General features: G+C 43.9%; 19 protein-coding genes. 6 read left to right on the forward strand and 13 right to left on the reverse strand.

Going from position 1 to position 17,496, the window contains the following annotated elements:
* Positions 1-111 precede the first annotated feature (111 nt).
* Positions 112-1,005, reverse strand: a complete 894-nt coding sequence (locus tag INP83_RS09470) for a 1-aminocyclopropane-1-carboxylate deaminase/D-cysteine desulfhydrase (RefSeq protein WP_219127212.1) — start codon at positions 1,003-1,005, stop codon at positions 112-114.
* A gap of 45 nt (positions 1,006-1,050) precedes the next feature.
* Between INP83_RS09470 and INP83_RS09475 the strand changes: the two genes are divergently transcribed.
* A complete protein-coding gene (locus INP83_RS09475) occupies positions 1,051-2,088 on the forward strand; it encodes an RluA family pseudouridine synthase (RefSeq protein ID WP_146268559.1) in 1,038 nt (345 codons plus the stop codon).
* A gap of 132 nt (positions 2,089-2,220) precedes the next feature.
* The gene (locus INP83_RS09480; RefSeq protein ID WP_219127213.1) at positions 2,221-3,054 is read left to right on the forward strand and encodes an aminotransferase class IV; all 834 of its coding nucleotides are present in this window, start codon (positions 2,221-2,223) and stop codon (positions 3,052-3,054) included.
* Positions 3,055-3,419: 365 nt separating this feature from the next.
* Here INP83_RS09480 and INP83_RS09485 read toward each other — a convergent pair whose 3' ends face one another.
* Complete coding sequence (locus tag INP83_RS09485; RefSeq protein WP_219127214.1) at positions 3,420-4,217, reverse strand: DUF3050 domain-containing protein; 798 nt, start codon at positions 4,215-4,217, stop codon at positions 3,420-3,422.
* A gap of 98 nt (positions 4,218-4,315) precedes the next feature.
* On the opposite strand from INP83_RS09485, the gene INP83_RS09490 reads away from it, so the two are divergent.
* Positions 4,316-4,990 carry a hypothetical protein gene (locus INP83_RS09490; protein WP_219127215.1) on the forward strand — a complete coding sequence of 225 codons (675 nt, stop codon included), beginning with the start codon at positions 4,316-4,318 and terminating at the stop codon, positions 4,988-4,990.
* A 375-nt stretch (positions 4,991-5,365) separates the two neighbouring features.
* Here the strand turns inward: INP83_RS09490 and INP83_RS09495 are convergent, their stop codons facing one another.
* Genes INP83_RS09495 through INP83_RS09505 form a run of 4 tightly spaced genes read right to left on the reverse strand, consistent with a single transcriptional unit; the run spans position 5,366 to position 8,005 of the window.
* Positions 5,366-5,674 (reverse strand): transposase, encoded by a 309-nt coding sequence (locus tag INP83_RS09495; protein WP_255563287.1) that lies wholly within the window; start codon positions 5,672-5,674, stop codon positions 5,366-5,368.
* Positions 5,675-5,682: 8 nt separating this feature from the next.
* Positions 5,683-5,826: a transposase gene (locus tag INP83_RS21345; RefSeq protein WP_370630615.1), complete on the reverse strand. Its 144-nt coding sequence runs from the start codon at positions 5,824-5,826 to the stop codon at positions 5,683-5,685.
* A gap of 3 nt (positions 5,827-5,829) precedes the next feature.
* On the reverse strand, positions 5,830-6,747 hold the full coding sequence (gene fmt, locus INP83_RS09500) for a methionyl-tRNA formyltransferase (protein WP_219127216.1): 918 nt from the start codon (positions 6,745-6,747) through the stop codon (positions 5,830-5,832).
* A 16-nt stretch (positions 6,748-6,763) separates the two neighbouring features.
* The gene (locus INP83_RS09505) at positions 6,764-8,005 is read right to left on the reverse strand and encodes an exo-beta-N-acetylmuramidase NamZ domain-containing protein (protein WP_255563288.1); all 1,242 of its coding nucleotides are present in this window, start codon (positions 8,003-8,005) and stop codon (positions 6,764-6,766) included.
* An 80-nt stretch (positions 8,006-8,085) separates the two neighbouring features.
* On the opposite strand from INP83_RS09505, the gene INP83_RS09510 reads away from it, so the two are divergent.
* Entirely contained in the window at positions 8,086-9,306 is a 1,221-nt protein-coding gene (locus INP83_RS09510) for an FtsX-like permease family protein (RefSeq protein WP_219127217.1), read from the forward strand.
* A gap of 19 nt (positions 9,307-9,325) precedes the next feature.
* Here INP83_RS09510 and INP83_RS09515 read toward each other — a convergent pair whose 3' ends face one another.
* The 7 genes from INP83_RS09515 to INP83_RS09545 all read right to left on the reverse strand — a co-directional run bounded on the left by INP83_RS09515 (position 9,326) and on the right by INP83_RS09545 (position 15,329).
* Positions 9,326-10,729, reverse strand: a complete 1,404-nt coding sequence (locus INP83_RS09515) for a hypothetical protein (protein WP_219127218.1) — start codon at positions 10,727-10,729, stop codon at positions 9,326-9,328.
* Complete coding sequence (locus tag INP83_RS09520; protein WP_219127219.1) at positions 10,722-11,276, reverse strand: RNA polymerase sigma factor; 555 nt, start codon at positions 11,274-11,276, stop codon at positions 10,722-10,724. Before INP83_RS09520 ends, INP83_RS09515 begins: the two co-directional genes overlap by 8 nt.
* Before the next feature lie 108 nt (positions 11,277-11,384).
* Entirely contained in the window at positions 11,385-11,843 is a 459-nt protein-coding gene (locus INP83_RS09525) for a hypothetical protein (protein WP_219127220.1), read from the reverse strand.
* A 65-nt stretch (positions 11,844-11,908) separates the two neighbouring features.
* Positions 11,909-12,712, reverse strand: a complete 804-nt coding sequence (gene mazG / locus INP83_RS09530) for a nucleoside triphosphate pyrophosphohydrolase (protein WP_219127221.1) — start codon at positions 12,710-12,712, stop codon at positions 11,909-11,911.
* A 185-nt stretch (positions 12,713-12,897) separates the two neighbouring features.
* Positions 12,898-13,590, reverse strand: a complete 693-nt coding sequence (gene mnmD, locus INP83_RS09535; RefSeq protein WP_219127222.1) for a tRNA (5-methylaminomethyl-2-thiouridine)(34)-methyltransferase MnmD — start codon at positions 13,588-13,590, stop codon at positions 12,898-12,900.
* A gap of 99 nt (positions 13,591-13,689) precedes the next feature.
* On the reverse strand, positions 13,690-14,667 hold the full coding sequence (locus tag INP83_RS09540) for an integrase core domain-containing protein (RefSeq protein WP_219127024.1): 978 nt from the start codon (positions 14,665-14,667) through the stop codon (positions 13,690-13,692).
* Positions 14,668-14,996: 329 nt separating this feature from the next.
* A complete protein-coding gene (locus tag INP83_RS09545) occupies positions 14,997-15,329 on the reverse strand; it encodes a hypothetical protein (RefSeq protein ID WP_146268545.1) in 333 nt (110 codons plus the stop codon).
* A gap of 172 nt (positions 15,330-15,501) precedes the next feature.
* Here INP83_RS09545 and INP83_RS09550 point away from each other — a divergent pair, with 172 nt between their 5' ends.
* Positions 15,502-16,320, forward strand: a complete 819-nt coding sequence (locus INP83_RS09550) for an N-acetylmuramoyl-L-alanine amidase (RefSeq protein ID WP_146268544.1) — start codon at positions 15,502-15,504, stop codon at positions 16,318-16,320.
* 26 nt (positions 16,321-16,346) lie between these two features.
* Positions 16,347-17,453, forward strand: coding sequence for a Gfo/Idh/MocA family protein (locus INP83_RS09555; RefSeq protein WP_219127223.1), 1,107 nt, complete (start codon positions 16,347-16,349; stop codon positions 17,451-17,453).
* The last annotated feature ends 43 nt before the right edge of the window (positions 17,454-17,496 follow it).

Genomic DNA, 17,496 nt, shown 5'->3' on the forward strand with positions numbered 1-17,496 from the left:
ATTCCCTCCCTTGGGAGGGTGTAGGGATGGTTTCTACGAGATGTACGAGCCCTCCCTGCCTTTACGCAAGCTCCAGCCGCACGCCTCCCAGGGGAGGGAGTTAAGAATTTCTTAAAACCTAAACTTTTGCTTCATCCCCAGTAAACCCCAAACACCACCGGTGTGGACAGCCAATATTTTGCTGCCCGGGGAAAAGTAGTCTTTAGATGCCAGATCATATAAAGCGTAAAGCATTTTGCCTGTGTAAACAGGGTCTATAAGGATGCCGGTCTCCGCAATAAATTTTTTGATGAATTCAATCAGTTCGGGCGTGGTTTTGCCATAGCCACCAAAGTGATAATCGGTGTGGAGCTTGTACTCAACAGGAAAAGTGAGCATCTTGTCGATATCTTCCCGCAGAAAATCGCCGCCTTTTAAGGCCGGTACGCCATTGAAAATGGTTGGCAACGCATGAGTGGTTAAGCCATTTATAATACCTGCTGCGGTTGTTCCTGAACCGCAGGCGCAAAAGATATGGTGGTAGGTTTCAGGTAACTCGTCTATTAGTTCGGCAACGCCCAAGGCACCTTCTGTTGAGGATCCACCTTCATTTATGAAGAAAGCATCAAGATCATCCATAAAATGTTTACCAAACAAAGCCTGCTTATCGCGGTAGCTGTCTCTATCAGTAAAAATGAGTTCCATGCCGTGCAGGCGGCACATAAAAAGAGTATCGTTACTCACTTCTTCACCTCTTACAAAGCCTGTGGCTTTAAAGCCAAACTTAGCGGCGGCGGCTGCCGTAGCCATTAAATGGTTCGAATAAGCCCCGCCAAATGTGACCAGATGGCGTTTACACTGCCTGTTCGCCTCTTGTAGGGTGTATTTAAGCTTGCGCCACTTATTGCCGGATATGATTGGGTGTATCAAATCATCCCGTTTGATATAAACCTGCAATCCCTTATCCGCAAAAAGCTGGTTATGCAATGGCTGCACGGGGCTATATATATCCAGGCTGATATCCATACTGCAAACTTATAAAGTTATCCTGATTTACCTTACTTTTGCCGCATGACGGACGATAACCTGATTATTGATAGTGAGGAGCAGGACCTGTATGAACATCTGCGTATTGTGGTTGATAAAGGGCAATCGTTACTGCGTATTGATAAATTTTTGATGCACCGTGTTGAAAATGCATCGCGCAACCGTATACAAACCGCTATTGAGGCTGATAACGTGTTGGTTAATGATAAACCAATCAAAGCCAGCTATAAGGTAAAACCCGGCGATATAATTTCCGTGGTATTACCACATCCGCCCCGCGATACGGAAGTTTATCCGGAGAATATTCCTTTAGATATTATTTACGAGGATGACGATGTACTGGTTGTAAATAAACCTGCCGGGTTAGTGGTGCATCCTGGGTATAACAACTACACCGGTACGTTGGTAAACGGTTTGGTCTACCACTTTCAGCAACTGCCTACTTTACCGGGTAATGATGGCCGCCCCGGGCTGGTACACCGCATTGATAAAGATACCAGCGGCTTGCTGCTCATCAGCAAGAACGAGCGCAGTATGAACTACCTGGCCAAGCAGTTTTTTGACCATACCATCAACCGCCGCTACCTGGCGCTGGTATGGGGCGACATTGCCGAAGACGGCACAGTAACCGGTTATATTGGCCGCAGCATTAACGATAGGCGCGTAATGTCTATCTATGATGATCCTGAGAAAGGTAAATGGGCAGTAACGCATTACAAGGTTTTAGAGCGTATGGGGTATGTTACGCTGATAGAATGCAAACTGGAAACCGGCCGCACCCACCAGATCCGTGCGCATATGAAACACATTGGCCACCCGCTGTTTAGTGATGCCATGTATGGCGGCGACAAAATACTGAAAGGAACAGTGTTTAATAAATACCGCCAGTTTGTAGACAACTGTTTTGAGGTAATGCCGAGGCAGGCATTGCACGCGCAGTCGCTTGGGTTTGTGCATCCGTCGAAAAAAACGAACATCTATTTTGAAGCACCCCTACCTGCCGATTTTGAGGGTGTGCTGGAGAAATGGCGCAAATATGCAGGTGCTGAAAAAGAAGTTTAACACGGTGCGAACAAAAGATAAAATCAGCCGTTTCTGAAAGCAAATATTCCCACGAGAAGTAATTTTTTCTGTTAAAAAGTGTTCATATAAATAAAGTTGTCAAACAGTTCTAATTCCGCAACCCGAGTACCTATGCCGGTTTTGATAAATTTTAACGGAGAATTGATACCCGAGGACAGTAAGTTGTTTACAGTTGCTAACCGCTCTTTTAGATACGGCGACGGTCTTTTCGAAAGTATGCGTGTCATGAAGGGTAAGCTCAACTTCCCTGAGCTGCATGCAGATCGTTTACAAAAGGGCATGAAGGCCCTAAAAATAGATGGCTATTCGCAAGCGGACACCTGGTTCTTGAAAGAGAAAGTAGAGGAGCTCGCGCGCCGTAATAAGATAAAACATGGTCGTGCACGTTTAACAGTTTTCCGTGATGCTGAAGGCTTGTATACGCCATCGCAAAACAAAATGGCCTATTGCCTGGAGATCCAACCTCTGGATGAGCCACGCTATTACTTAAACGATAAAGGCCTGATAATGGATGTTTACAGCGAGTTGAAGAAGCCTTTTAACTACTTGTCTAACATCAAAACATGTAATTCGCTGATCTACGTAATGGCCGGGCTGTTTAAACAACAGAACCGTTTGGATGATATTTTTCTGCTGAACGATAGCAGTAATTTATGCGAAGCTGGCAGCTCAAACATATTTGTATGGTACCAAAGTCATTTATACACACCGGCTTTAAGCGAAGGCTGCGTTGAGGGCGTAATGCGCCGGGTGGTGATACAACTTGCGCGGGACAATAACATCCCGGTAATGGAAGCACAGATCAATGCAGAGATATTGAACGAGGCTGACGAAGTTTTCCTAACCAATGCAACCAAAGGGATACAATGGGTAATGGGCTACGGCGTTAAACGCTATTTTAACCGCATTAGTAAAGCGCTGATTGATGAATTGAATAAGTTGTAAGAAAGAAGGGGCGGAAATCGTCATGCCGAATTTATTTCGGCATCTCACACGCTAAGATTGTGCTGTAAATTAATGTCAGTCTGCTCATCGCCGCAGGGGCTACTTCTTTTGTCTTGATACAAAAGAAGCAAAAGATCAAGTCAGCAAAGATGCTTCTTTGCGCTCACAGCCTCTCCCGCGCAAATCGGGCAGAACCACGGGCTGCAAAATCTTCCCGCCACTTCGTTCGCACATAGCCATAGCTTCAGGCAAGTATTGCTATGCCCTTACCGCGCACAGGCCACCATCTTTCTGCCCGATTTCGCCCGAAGCTTTTTTGCTGACGTAGTGGAGAAAAGAAATAGGGTTAAGATTATTCTTTTAGTTTAGATAGTTTCCACAACACTTGCCTTTATCCCTTCCAGTATGCCATCCCAAAGGTTAATGCGGGCTTGCAGGGCCTGCTCAACAGCAATGGTTGCTTCCTGCCATTTGGTGTCGTCGGTACCGCAAAGTTCGGCGGTCATTTCATAGGCAAGGTTAGAGTGATGATCGCCGTCAACCTCGATGTGGCGCTCCAGGTAATACACAAAAATATCAAGCTTGCCTGCGGTTTCGCTATTCAGCTTTTTTACAATGCTGGTGAATATACCAGGGATCAGGTCTTCCCTGCCGAAAGTAAATACGGCAGCCTGTACATGGCTTTTGGCATTGTTTACCACGTCAAAGGTATGTTCAACAAACATTCGGGCAGCTTGCGGCATATCAGCACTTTTCAACGCTTTTTTTATATCGGCCTGCATGCTTAATTCTTTAAACAACGATACGATGCCAGCTGCATTTGAGCCGGCTTGTTGCATGGCATTTAAATATAATTCAAAATGGCTGGTACGGTTGCCGTGCTGGTCAACATCGCTTTCTTCCCCGGTAACAATTTCGTTGATGAGGTAACGTGTATTGGCGTTACCAACCGGCATCCACGGCAGGGTGGTGCAGGTAAGGTTACGTTGCAGAACTTTTAACAACGACATAAAATCCCAAACCGCAAAAACATGATGCTGCATAAAAAGATGCAATTCATCAAGCGTGTTAATGTGGTCATACAACGGGTGATTGATCAATTGCTGGCGTAGCGGCGCTATCTGTTGCTTTAATGCTGAAATGCGTTGATTTTGTTCTGTCATTGCCTTATTACTGGAATGTAAAAGTACGGTTATTAATAATTTGCCGCCGAACAGTTTGTACTTTATGACGTTAAATTGATAACCATAATAGTTGTAAAATGCCCATGCAAATACACCCGCCGGATGGAGGATTGATATATACCGAGACCGATCTCCATCACTTTTTCCCGGAACCCTTTAACATGGTATCGTCAGCCCTGTTTTTAATACCGGGTATTTATTGGTTGATAAAATTGAAAGGATTTGATAGGCGATATGCTTTTTTAAGTGTGGCTACCTGGTTACTTCTTATTGGCTGCATTGGAAGTACAACCTACCATGGCTTGCGGCGCTGGCCGGTTTTCATCATGATGGATTGGCTACCGATCGCCATACTGTGTCTTATCTCAAGCGTATATTTTTGGATAAAATTTAGCGGGAAAAATTATATAGGCATAATAGCACTTGTGGTTTTTCTCGGGCTAACCTTCGGTATCAGGCGGTTTTTACCGAAATACGATATTCAGTTAATGATCAGCCTAAACTACACCATTATGGTGCTGATGATAGTTTTACCGCTGATGTTGTTGCTTTGGAAAACGCGCTGGCAAAACAGTTGGCTGGTTTTTGCCGCGCTTATATCATTTGGTGTCGCAATAGGTTTCAGAGTGTATGATAAATACACCTCGTTAAGCATTGGTACCCACTTTTTGTGGCATACGTTTGGGGCAATAGCCACCTCGCTGATGTTTGTGTTTATTTACAGGGTGAGTAGGTTGCTCGTTAAGCCATAGCGGCTGTTGGATAGTCCCTACGGGACAAAAAAACTTGGTTGCTTGTAGCTACAAAGCGGTTGTCCCTATGGGACAGTGACTGTCTTTTTCAAATCAATATAGAATTTGCCTCGTTATTGATTATCCTTTGTAGAAAATTACAAAGCGGTTGTTCCTAAGGGACAGTAACTTTTATCTTCAAATAAATGTAGAATTTCAGGGTTGTCTCGTTATTGATTACCCTTTTGTAGAAAATTGCAAAGCGGTGGTTCCTATGGGACGGTAACTTTTATATTCAGATCAATATAGCGTTTCGTGAATGCCTCGTTAGAGGCTACCGCTTTGTAGAGAAATACCGGAGTGAATTTTTGCTCCATAGGAGCTACCCCTAAAGAGTTAAATAGGCTCCTTAAAGATATATCGCTCATCGTAAGATACACCAAAGTTGTCAAGCAGCTTAATGTATTCCTCTAAGAAAGTAACCTTTTTATGATGTTCCTGCTGATTGATAATGTATTTAACAACATTGTCTATTTGTGATTTGCTATAACTAAACGCCCCATAACCTTCCTGCCATTGAAATTTAAAAGATGTCAATCTTTCTTTGTTGATCCATTCGGACGAATCACCTTTTACCAATCGCATCAAATCAGAAATCGATTGCGCCGGATTAAGACCGATAAGCATGTGAACATGATCTGGCATTGATTAATTCAAAGCATTTTATGCCGGTTATTCTGTACTGTTGCAGTAATGTACAATCTCAAACGTTCTGCCCATGCATCGCTTAATAGAGCATGTCGATTTTTAACGGCAAATACGATATGGATGTAAAGCTGTGAGTAAGTATTACTTATAACCTACAACCTCACACCACGTAAAAACTCCTCAATGCTCATTCGCTTTTTGCCCTCGAGTTGTACATCGGTTACGCTGATGAAACCATCTTTGGTGGCAAATTTTAAGTTGTTTTTATGATTGGTGACAAAGCCGCCTGCCGATATACCCGGCTCACCTTGTTCATAGCTGGCATTGTAGATCTTTAAAACTTTATCGTTTAACATGGTATATGCTACCGGCGATGGACTTAAGCCACGGATAAGATTATACACCTGCTCTGCCGACTGATTAAAATCTATCCGGCAATCATCTTTGAAAATCTTAGGGGCATGTTTCAGATCAATACCGGCCGCCAATTGCTCTTGTGGATGCTCGTTGTACTTGTTACTTTCAACCGCTTTAACAGTTTTTACCAATAAGCCTGCGCCTTTATTCATAAGGCGGTCATGCAGTTCGCCTGCTGTTTCAGAGCCGGTAAGCGTTACCTTTTCGGTAAATAGCACATCACCGGTATCTATTTCATGTTTCAGGAAAAATGTAGTTACCCCGGTTTCTTTTTCGCCGTTGATGATTGCCCAGTTAATAGGCGCAGCGCCACGATATTGCGGTAGTAATGAAGCGTGTAAATTAATAGTTCCTTTTGGCGGCATATTCCAAACCACCTCGGGCAGCATCCTAAAGGCAACAACCACTTGTAAATCAGCTTTTAGCGCTTTTAAGTCTGCAATAAATTCAGGGCTTTTCAGTTTTTCTGGCTGCAACACTTTTAAGCCGTTGGCCACTGCATATTGTTTCACAGCAGATTCGCTTACCTTCTGTCCGCGACCGGCAGGTTTATCTGGTGCGGTTACAACACCAACAACATCACATCCAGCGGTAGTTAAGGCATCTAAAGAAGCAACGGCGAAGGCAGGGGTGCCCATAAAAACAATTCTCATATCGGTAGTATATGGCTTAGTTGTATAACAAGTATTTACTGCGTGTAGCTTTAAATTTAATTAAACCCGGTTCCCAGGTCCGGCGTATCTCCGCTTCGGTTTTCCCATCGGTTATCTGCTTCCTCAGCTCGGCATTGCCGGCCAGTTTATTAAAGTAGGCCGTGAAGAAATGCTCCTTATCCGGGTAGATCTTGTACATCTCAATTATCCATGCCAAATTAAGTTTTCCGCTTTTGCGGATGGTTTGCATATTGTAATTTTTAAGATCGAGGCCATAGCAAACAGTATCTTTCAATGGCGGGTTATCGCTCATGCCGGGTATGCTCACAGGCTTAAACGAAAAATGATATTTATCCTTTAGTTTCGGGCTTCCTATTACCTGGAACGGGAACAACGTGCCACGGCCAAGGCTTAGCTTTGTACCCTCAAAAAAGCAAATATGCGGATAAAGTAAAATGGATTGCTGTGTGTTTAAATTAGGCGACGGATTTACAGGTAATGTGTAATCCATGTTGCGGTTATAGTTGCCTGCCTTAACTATTTTTAGCTTGCACTGTACTTTGTTTTTCAACCAGCCCTCGCCATTTATCATCTGGGCATATTCGGCAATCGTCATTCCATGGAGAATGGGGATCGGGTGCATGCCTACAAATGATCTGAATTTTGCTGTGTCTAATATCGGGCCGTCAACGTAAACTCCGTTTGGATTTGGGCGGTCTAAAACCATCAATTCGATATTATTTTCGGCGCAGGCCTCCATAACGTAATGCAGGGTAGAAATGTAAGTGTAAAAGCGTGTACCAACGTCCTGCACATCAAATATCATCAGGTCTATGCCGGCAAGGTCTTCCTTGGTTGGTTTAAAGTGTTTGCCATACAGCGATATGGCAGGCAGGCCAGTAACCGGGTCTTTTGTAGAACTAACCGTAGCGCCATCGCTTGCGTTACCCCTAAAGCCATGTTCGGGACCGTAGATCTTTTTTACATCTACACCTAATTTGATCAGGCTGTCTATCAGCGGTTTTTTATTGCTGCCGATGATAGATGTCTGGTTGATAAGCATACCTACCTTACGGCCTTTCAAATAGGGCAGGTAAAGCTCGGTACGGTCAGCCGCGGGTAGTATGGGGTTGGTAACCTTTTTAACGCTTGTTGCTTCGCTTTTGCCCGGGGCATTTTTTACCTGTGCAAAATCGTCGCAACTGCAGGTGAGCATGGTAGCAGTTAATAGGAGCGCGTATATTTTTATGCCTTTCATAGCTGATTTTTAAAGCAAATTTAATGGCAGTATGTTACGTGTAAAAACGCATCTTTGCGAAGGTACAAAAACATTCTACATTGAATTTCGCCGCATTTATATCAAACCGCATAACTTTTAAAAGTAAACGCACATTCTCAAAGCTCATTGTGCGTATTGCCATTATCGGCATTATGCTGGGCCTTGGTGTAATGATACTTTCTATTGCGATCATCCGTGGTTTTAAACAAGAAATACGGGAAAAGGTTAGGGGTTTTGCAGGCGATATGCAAGTGGTTAAAACTGACAACAATGTATCATATGAGCGGTCGGCATTTGTTGATAGCGCTGTATATGTAAAGGGCATCAAGTCGGTTGATCTGGTTAGCGATGTGCACCCCTATGCAACCAAACCCGGCATCATCAAAGCAAATAACGAGATAGAAGGCGTTATCTTGAAAGGGGTAGACAGCACCTACAACTGGAATTTTTTGAAAAGTAACCTGTTGGCCGGCAAGGTGATGAACTTTGCAGACTCTGCCGAAGCGATGAAGCAGATCATGATATCGCAAACTACTGCCAATCGCCTCAAACTTAAAGCAGGCGACGACCTGTGGATGTATTTTGTGCAGGAGCCGGTGCGCAAACGTAAACTGAAGATTGTGGGCGTATTTGATGTAGGGGTGGAGGAAGTAGATAAAACCTTCGTGATAGGCGATCTTAACCTGGTGCGCCGCCTTAATAACTGGACAAAAGGGGAGATTGGCGGTTATGAAGTTCGACTTAAGGATTTTGGCGACATCGCCGTTGCTGCAGAAGCTGTTGACAGTCGCATACCTATCACGCTTAAATCTTACACTGTTTTAGATAACTATCCAACTATATTTGAGTGGCTGAACATGCTTGACGTTAATACTGTGGTGATGCTGGTATTGATGACCATTGTAGCCGTGATCAATATGATATCTGCCTTACTCATCATGATATTGGAGCGAACATCAATGATTGGTATGTTTAAGGCCTTGGGTGCGTCAAACTGGCTTATTCAAAAAGTGTTTTTGTATAATGCTGCCTGGCTTATAGGGTCGGGGTTGCTCCTGGGCAATGCCTTTGGAGTCGGTTTGGCGCTTTTCCAGGAGAGTACCCACTTCTTAAAGCTCGACCAATCGTCTTACTACATGACATTTATCCCGATACAATTGCGGTGGATGGATGTAATTCTGCTTAATGCAGGCACATTGGTTATTTGCCTGCTGGTTTTGATCATCCCATCAACGCTGGTTACGCGCATTACACCGGTTAAGGCAATACGATTTAAGTAAACTTTGCCCTATTACGTATTTATCTCCTGCCGCCTTTAAAGCTGAATTTTAGGTTAACACCGCCCGATCCAAATCGAATATCCTGCGCACCTAAACCGCCGAGCGGATATTTTACAAACGGCTCAACTATCAGCCTGTTGGTGCCTACCGGGTAACCTACACCGAATGATAGGTTGAGCAGCCTACCAAAATAGAAATTACTGTTGCCGCGTACCGACTGGCTTTGGTCTTGCCCGGCATCTGCTGCATTAGATACAGTACCATTACTGTAAGTATAGCGATAAGTATAATTCTCATTAAAGAACGTTCCTGAGCTTAAACCTGCAGAGATAAATGCGTCTGTTTTATCCGGATTAAATTCATATTTCAAGTTTATAGGTACATCAATACCCAGCATACTCACATTGTAATTGCGGAATACCGGCAAAGCTGCAGACATGGCAAAGAAACCTTCTTGCCTTAATACAGGGGCTTTAGCAGCCACAGCAAATGCTGCCTGCGGCGCAGTATTGGCAGAGCCGTAGTTAAGTGAGTTTTGCGCCAATGCTACACCTGTTGATAGCTTAAGCTTTTTGGTCAGCCTGAAATCAGACGCAAAGCCTGCGCCTGCATTAACCTGGTTGGTACTGCCTTCGGCATAATTAAAATAGGTGGTAGCAAATACGCTGAAAGTAACTTTTTTATCTCCCTTATCTGTTGGTTGCCTTTGTGCGGTTTGCGTGCGTTTTTCACGCTCAAACATATCCATGATGGTGCCTGATCGCTTGGTATCTTTATTGGCCGCGATAGTGGTTTGCTGCGGTTGTTGGTTTACACTCTCCGTCGGTTTGGTTGTTTGTGCAAGCTGCGGCTGCTGTACCTGTTGCGCCTTAACCGTATCGATTGGAGTAGTTGCATATGCAATACCGTTATCCTTTACAGGCGTATTGGTAGCCTGGTTATTTTCGGGTTCAGTAGCTTTAACAGGCTGTTCTGCATTAAATAACGGTGAAGCTTCCTTGTAAGGCCTAACCTGGTAGGCCATAACCGGTGCAGCAGCTAAGGAATGCACGTACGGACTTTGATATGGCTTTTTATTAGATTTTTTCGTCGGTGTTTCCGCGCTGGCCACCGCAGGGATTTGTATAGGCTGAACAGCATTTGTTGACGAATCTTTTGCAAGTGGTTTAGCAGCCGGTTTTAAAACGATGTTATTTTGCTGTGTTTTATCCTGCGTTTTAAACCAAAGGCCAACGCCAAGCATCAGCAAAATTATAGCTGCAGCACTGCTCCACCAAAGCATAGCTACTTTGCGGTCTTTACCCTCAGCAGGGTATTTTTTCCTGAATTGTTCCCAACCATGATCTGCAGACGGGTGCTCGTAATTATCGAACACTTCCCGTATGCGGTTGGTTAGTCTGTTGTCGTCAAACTGCTCATCCATGGTTACGTGATTCGATTGTTAAAAGATGCCTGAGCTTTTCCTTCGCCCTGCTCAGGTACACCCGTGACGAGCTTGCCGGCAAATTTAATATCTGCCCTATCTCATCATGGTTATATCCATCTATTTCGTACATGTTAAAAATTGTAAGCTGTATCTGCGGCAATTGCTTCATCAGCTTTAATATATCCTGTGCATTTAAGCTTTCAACAGCGGTGGCATTATGGCCAACCTCGTAAGCATCTTCAATATCTGTATTGGCCTGGTGCTTTAGCTCCTTACGCCGCCTGTCAATTGCTGTGTTTACCACAATGGTGCGCAGCCAGGCCCTAAAAGGTTTATCAGTATTATAGGTTTTTATGTTATTAAATATCTTTATAAAAGCATCGTTCACTACCTCTAATGCATCGTCTTCGTTTAGGCTATATCGCATACTTACACCCATAGCGTAGCCATAGAACTGCTTGTATAAGAGCTCCTGGTGTTTAATACTGCCAGATTTACATTTACTGACGATCTCTTCCTCAGTAATGCGGTGAAGTAAATGCATTTAATTGTAACACTGCTTAGTTGCCAATATACAGTACGCCTCCAATTCCCAAACGTTACAGCCGCCTCAAAAAATAGTGCAATAGCAGTTATGTATGCTACGTATAGCTTAGTTTATCTTTTTAAGATCGTATTCAAATGCCAGCGAATCGCCAATAATGGTTTTCATCTGCAAAACGCTGCCGTTATAAACAAATAAATAAGTGCCATGTAAATGTGCCTTGCCGTTAATGATGGGCGCATTGGTAGTAGCTAAATTTGCAGGTACCGATTTATCGGCAAAGCCGATGCCTTGTCCGTTTATGCCATATAAACCTTTGCTGGCTGCATGAATCTTCGAAGTGTCGCCGCCAACCGAGTAAGATGCCGTTGCTTGTGTTAACGACAATGAGATGTTGCATTTAGCGGTATCAATTTTTGTTTGTCCCGGCTTCCTGCTTATCAGCCTGAACTCGCCGCTGAAAGCACCTTCAGGGTTAGGAGTAACAGGTTGATCATTACCCTTTAAACAGCTTGATGTTAAGGCCACACCCAGTAAAACTGGTATCAAGTATCTTAATCTTTTCATATGAACTGATTTACAAATTGGATTACGTTATTGAAATTGAAAACGCTACAACAAAAAACAAACGTTTAAACTTTTTTTGCCTCTTCCCAAAAAACGTCCATTTCGGCAAGATTCATATCGTGCAGGTTCTTGCCATGCTCGCGGGCTTTTTCTTCGAGATATTGAAAGCGTTTAATGAATTTACGGTTGGTTTTTTCAAGGGCATCTTCAGGGTTGATATTGATGAAGCGTGCGTAATTGATGAGTGAGAACAGCAGGTCGCCAAACTCACCTTCTGCCTTTTCTTTATCTATAAGGCTTTCGTCGTTAACGTTAAATTCGTCTTTAAATTCCTGCAGTTCTTCTTCAACCTTATCCCAAACCTGGTCTTTATTTTCCCAGTCGAAGCCTACGCCACGCGCTTTTTCCTGTATGCGCGATGCCTTTACCAGCGCAGGTAACGATGCCGGTACACCACCCAAAACCGATTTATTGCCTTCCTTTAGCTTTATCTGTTCCCAGTTGCGTTTAACGTCTGCCTCATCGTTCACATGCGTATCGCTGTAAATATGCGGATGGCGGTTTATCAGTTTATCGCAAATGCTGTTCAACACATCGGTAATATCAAAGTCTTTGGTTTCAGACGCGATCCTTGCATAGAAAACCATGTGCAGCATAATATCGCCAAGCTCTTTTTTTATCTCCGTCATGTCGGCGGCCAGGATGGCGTCTGATAGTTCGTAAGTCTCCTCTATGGTGAGGTGGCGCAGGCTCTCCAGGGTTTGTTTCTTGTCCCAGGGGCAATTGGTGCGCAGGTCGTCCATGATGGTAAGCAGGCGCTCAAATGCGCCGCTTGCGTTATGTGATGCAACTGGTGCTGTTAAAGCCATAATATTTTGTGTTTACACAAAGATACTTATTCAGTTGGCAGTTATCAGTGAGTAGTTTGCAGATAGTGACTGGTAATAAAGTATAACGAAGTGGAGTTACAGCTCACTAATAGTTAGTTGCGGAGAAGGACGTGTGTAGCGTACCCTCCACAGCTAACCAAACAAAGCTGAAAACTGCTCACTGGCTACTGCACACTCGCGACAGCGCGGAGCATCTCGCGTTTGCCGGGTGCGCCGGGCGCTTTCTCCACCTTTAATCCTAATGCTTTGATGCTTCGCTTTAAATTGCCGGTTATGGCATAGGTAACAAACACGCCGCCCGGCTTTAAAAATTTAAAAGTATGCGCTATAGCCTCATCCGTCCACATTTCGGGCTGGTGGATAGCAGCAAAGGCGTCAAAGTAGATCACATCAAAAGTTTTACCTGATGAAAAATTCGTCAATTGTGTTACTGCTATCTCCAGTTCAATGTTTTCCAAAAGTTGACTTGGGGCGGCCAAAGCTGCCGGATAATCGCTTATGAAATTTTCCCAGGTAGCCGGTGCCACAAAATTTTCATAGCCCGTTTCGGCTATCATGTCAGGCGTAAGCGGATAGGCCTCTATGCCGGTATAACGGAGCTTGATATTTTGTTCTGAACAGTAATCGGCAGTGAGCAGGAAATTTAACCCCGTGCCGAAACCAACTTCTAATACAGATACCTCGCCCGAAGGATTTTTATCCAGGAAATGTTGCAATCCCGATTTAAGGAATACATGCCGGCTTTCCTGTAATGCGCCATGCTTAGAATGGTAGTTTTCACCAACTATCGCGTTGTGAATGGTTTTTGAACCATCGGCCGTAGTTACTATGGTGAGGTGAGTATTTTCTTTGTTCATCTATGCAAACAAACAAAGAAAAGAAATAGGAATTATAAATTTTCTCTAACACCATGTCATTGTTGTAAGGGTTAGGTAATTCGGTAACAGAATTAGGTATTATTTTTTGTTGTTTAGGGTAGCCATATCAATAGGTTTCTTTCCACCGATACCCTGATGAGGTCTTTCCCAGTTATAGTACACGAGGTATTTAAGCAGTTCATCTTCCAGCTCCTGGAGGCTATCGAAGTCTGTATCTTCGATCAGGTCCTCTTTGAGCGTCCGCCAGAAGCGTTCAACCTTGCCGTTAGTTTGCGGCCGGTAGGGTTTCATATATCTTCTTTTGATACCTGTTTCGACCAGCATACGCTCAAAAGGGTGGTTCATTTTGTTTTGACTTACAGCCGTTCCGAACTCCGGGCCGTTGTCTGCAATGATCTCCTCCATCTGGATGCCGAACTCCCGTTTGAGCGCCTGCATGCAATGCATTGCGGTGAACATCGTAGTGAGTGCTGTGATATCTGTCATCACCTGTGCCCATGCCAGGCGGCTGTAGTCATCCAGTACGCAAAGCAGGTACAGCTTTCTGTTTTGTCCGCGTATAACGCTTTTACTTAAATGATGGCAATCGATATGTCCTAACTGGCCCATGCGCTCCTTGACGATCTTTTGTTTGATTTCCCTGTCAACCGGTTTTAAACGGTTACGCCCATTGCGCTTCAGAATATTGTAAATACCTGATGGCGATGGTGTAAAGGTATTGGATTTCTGCCTGAGCTGGCTGTTGATCTCGAACTTATTGCAGCCTTTATCCCGCAATTCGAGCACTTGCTGTTCCTCAACCGGAGAAGGCCTGCGACTGCCGTACTTCGGCCCGCGCTTCTGCGGGAGCAGATCAAGCTCATTGCCTGATTGTTTGAACAGATTGTAGTATTTCAAAAACGCTCGGGCATCGGTATCATGGGCCAAATAGAAATCCCTGGCAAAGCGATAAACAGGATGTTCCCTGCGTTTGACCTGCTCGTATTCGCTGATCAGAAAACGGTATTTGCTCAGATAATTCCGCTTTAACGTAAGGTCATTATTAATGTTCCGCATAACAATATTGCTTTATTCTTTAAAGCTAACTCTGTTACCGAATTAATTGACCTTTACAATTGCGAGCGATAGCGCGGCAATCTCATAGGTAGTTCTCCGTAAAGAATGTAAGTGAAGTAAGTTATCATCAGTGGATGTTACTTTCTTTTCTCTCAAAGATAGTAACCAGAGAAAAGTCGCGGCTGCCGCAAAATGGTTTTAAGTCTCTCCTACAGCAGTGCATATGCTTGCCGCCTTTAACGAAGGCCGATTTTTTGGTGTCGTTAAGTTCCGCTATTCTTTCAAGATCTCTAAAACCTGATCTCTGATCACAAATCTCTAACGCTAACTTACGCCGTCATGGCGATAAGGTGGTTCAAACTATGGCAGTAATCAGGTAAAGAGATAAGGCCTTTATCGTAATCTGCAACAAGCTTATCCAACTGTTTCTCAACCTGGCTGTGGTCAAACCGGCGATCATTCACGGCTGCCTTTAACGCGCGCATTTTATGTTCTGCAGCTTTTTTCATCAGCATAGGCTGGGTGCCTTGCGCCTCTACCAAAATCTTACTTAACTTTTGCCTGTTCTTTTTATCAAACAATAGTATAAAATAAACCAATGTTGAGCCTGCCACTAAGAAGTAGAAAAAAATCGCTGTCGGTGATGTAAAATAGTCGTTCATAAAATACCCTTTCAAATCAATTTCAGTGACAGGTTGCTTAGTTTTATTTATTACGGAAGCGTTTAACCCGGGGTTGCAATTGTTTATAAAAAAATTAACTATTGCGCATTTTCACTATTACCAATTTCACAAATAACCACTTGTTTTAGTTTAATCCGTATACCTTTGCGGCATGTTAAACAGGCACTTAACAACAACCTTCGCTTTTATTGCATTTTTATTAATCGTAAATGATCAGTATGTCGCTGCTCAAGGCAAAAGCAAAAAAACTGCCGAAACTGCGCACTCCACTTATAAATTTAAAACTATTGTAATTGACCCCGGCCATGGCGGCAAAGACCCTGGTTCGCATGGTACTTTTTCAAAAGAAAAAACTGTGGCGCTTGAAATAGGGAAGAGGCTTAAAAATATGCTTAATGATGAGATGCCGGCCGTTGATGTGATCATGACCCGCAGTACCGATAAGTTTATTGAACTACATAAACGTGCAGATATCGCAAACGATAACCATGCAAATTTGTTCATATCTATACACTGTAACTCATCGCCGGAGAAAAAAGGTACCCACCGCGGCGTTTTATTACTGGTTTATGGTTACCATCGTAAACAGGAGCAAATGGAGGCACTGCGTGAGAATGCCTCTATATTTATTGAGAAGGATTACAAAAAGAAGTATAACGGTTATAGCGAGGATGCTGCAGTGAATGCCATTATCATGAGTGCTTTTCAACAGCGCTACAGGAAACAGAGTATCCACTTTGGTAATCTTTTAAATACGCAGATCAAAGAGAAAGATGGCCGCCGCAGTTTGGGAGTTAAAGAACAGGGAGTACTGGTTTTACAACAAAGCGGGATGCCGGGCTTGCTTTTAGAAACAGGCTTTATTAACAACCCGGCAGATGAAAAATACCTCAATTCCGCCGAAGGACAGAATGCCATTGCTCGCTCGATTGTAAACGCGGTAAAGCAATACAAAAAAGGGTTTGATTAAACGATAAACATTAAAACAAAAGCATTATGAAACCAGGAGTAAACACATCAAGAAGAGATTTTATACGTAATGGTTCCATAATGGCGGGGGCGCTGGCTATCAGTCCGGCGTTGTTAGCTGCTGCCGGTGCATCACCGGTTAAAAAACTGGGCATCGCTTTGGTGGGCTTGGGTGGGTACGGAGGCGGACAACTGGCCCCGGCACTTCAGCAAACGCAAAATTGCTACCTGGCAGGCATTGTTACCGGTACACCTTCAAAGGCCGAAGAATGGTCGAAAAAATACAACATCCCGCAAAAGAACATTTACAACTATCAAAATTTTGATGAGATAGCCAAAAATCCGGACATCGATATTGTTTACGTTGTGCTGCCGGTATCTATGCATAAAGAGTACACCATACGCGCCGCCAAGGCGGGCAAGCATGTAATATGCGAGAAACCGATGGCGCTAAATGCTGCAGATTGCCGTGAAATGATCGCCGCTTGCAAAAAAACCAACCGGTTGCTTTCAATTGGCTACCGTTTGCATTTTGAACCGCATAACATGGAAGCCATGCGCCTTGGCCAAAAGAATGTGTTAGGAAAGGTAACCGTAATTGACACGGGCAACGGTTTTGTTTACACCGGCGACCCTAACGCATGGCGCTTAAAAAAAGCCCTGGCCGGTGGCGGAGGTTTAATGGACATGGGTATTTATGCCATACAAGCCGCCAGATACACTTTGGGCCAGGAGCCCATAGCCGTTAAAGCCACTCAGGAAAAAACAAAACCTGAGTTGTTTAAAGAGGTAGATGAAACCATTTTTTGGGAACTAAAATTTCCGGGCGGGCAAAAGGTGACCGGCAAATCAAGCTATAATAATAACTGGGGCTATTTAAGAGTAACAACCGAGAAAGGCAAGTTTGATGTAGAACCCGCATACGGTTATGATGGTATCGACGGCCATATTAACGGCAAACCTATGAACTTGCCCAACATAAACCAGCAGGCTGCCCAGATGGACGACTTTGCCACCTGCGTGCGCCTCAATAAAACCAGCCGTGTACCCGGCGAAGAAGGCGAAAAGGATATGAAGGTAATAGATGCCATTTACCGCAGCCTTGATAGCGGAAAGTGGGAGAAAATAGGGTAACAATGTTTTTATAAATTTTTCCTGACAAAATAATGTCAGCGTT

Origin of the sequence: Mucilaginibacter sp. 21P (genome assembly GCF_019331605.1) — a bacterium.
GTDB classification, from domain to species: domain Bacteria; phylum Bacteroidota; class Bacteroidia; order Sphingobacteriales; family Sphingobacteriaceae; genus Mucilaginibacter; species Mucilaginibacter achroorhodeus.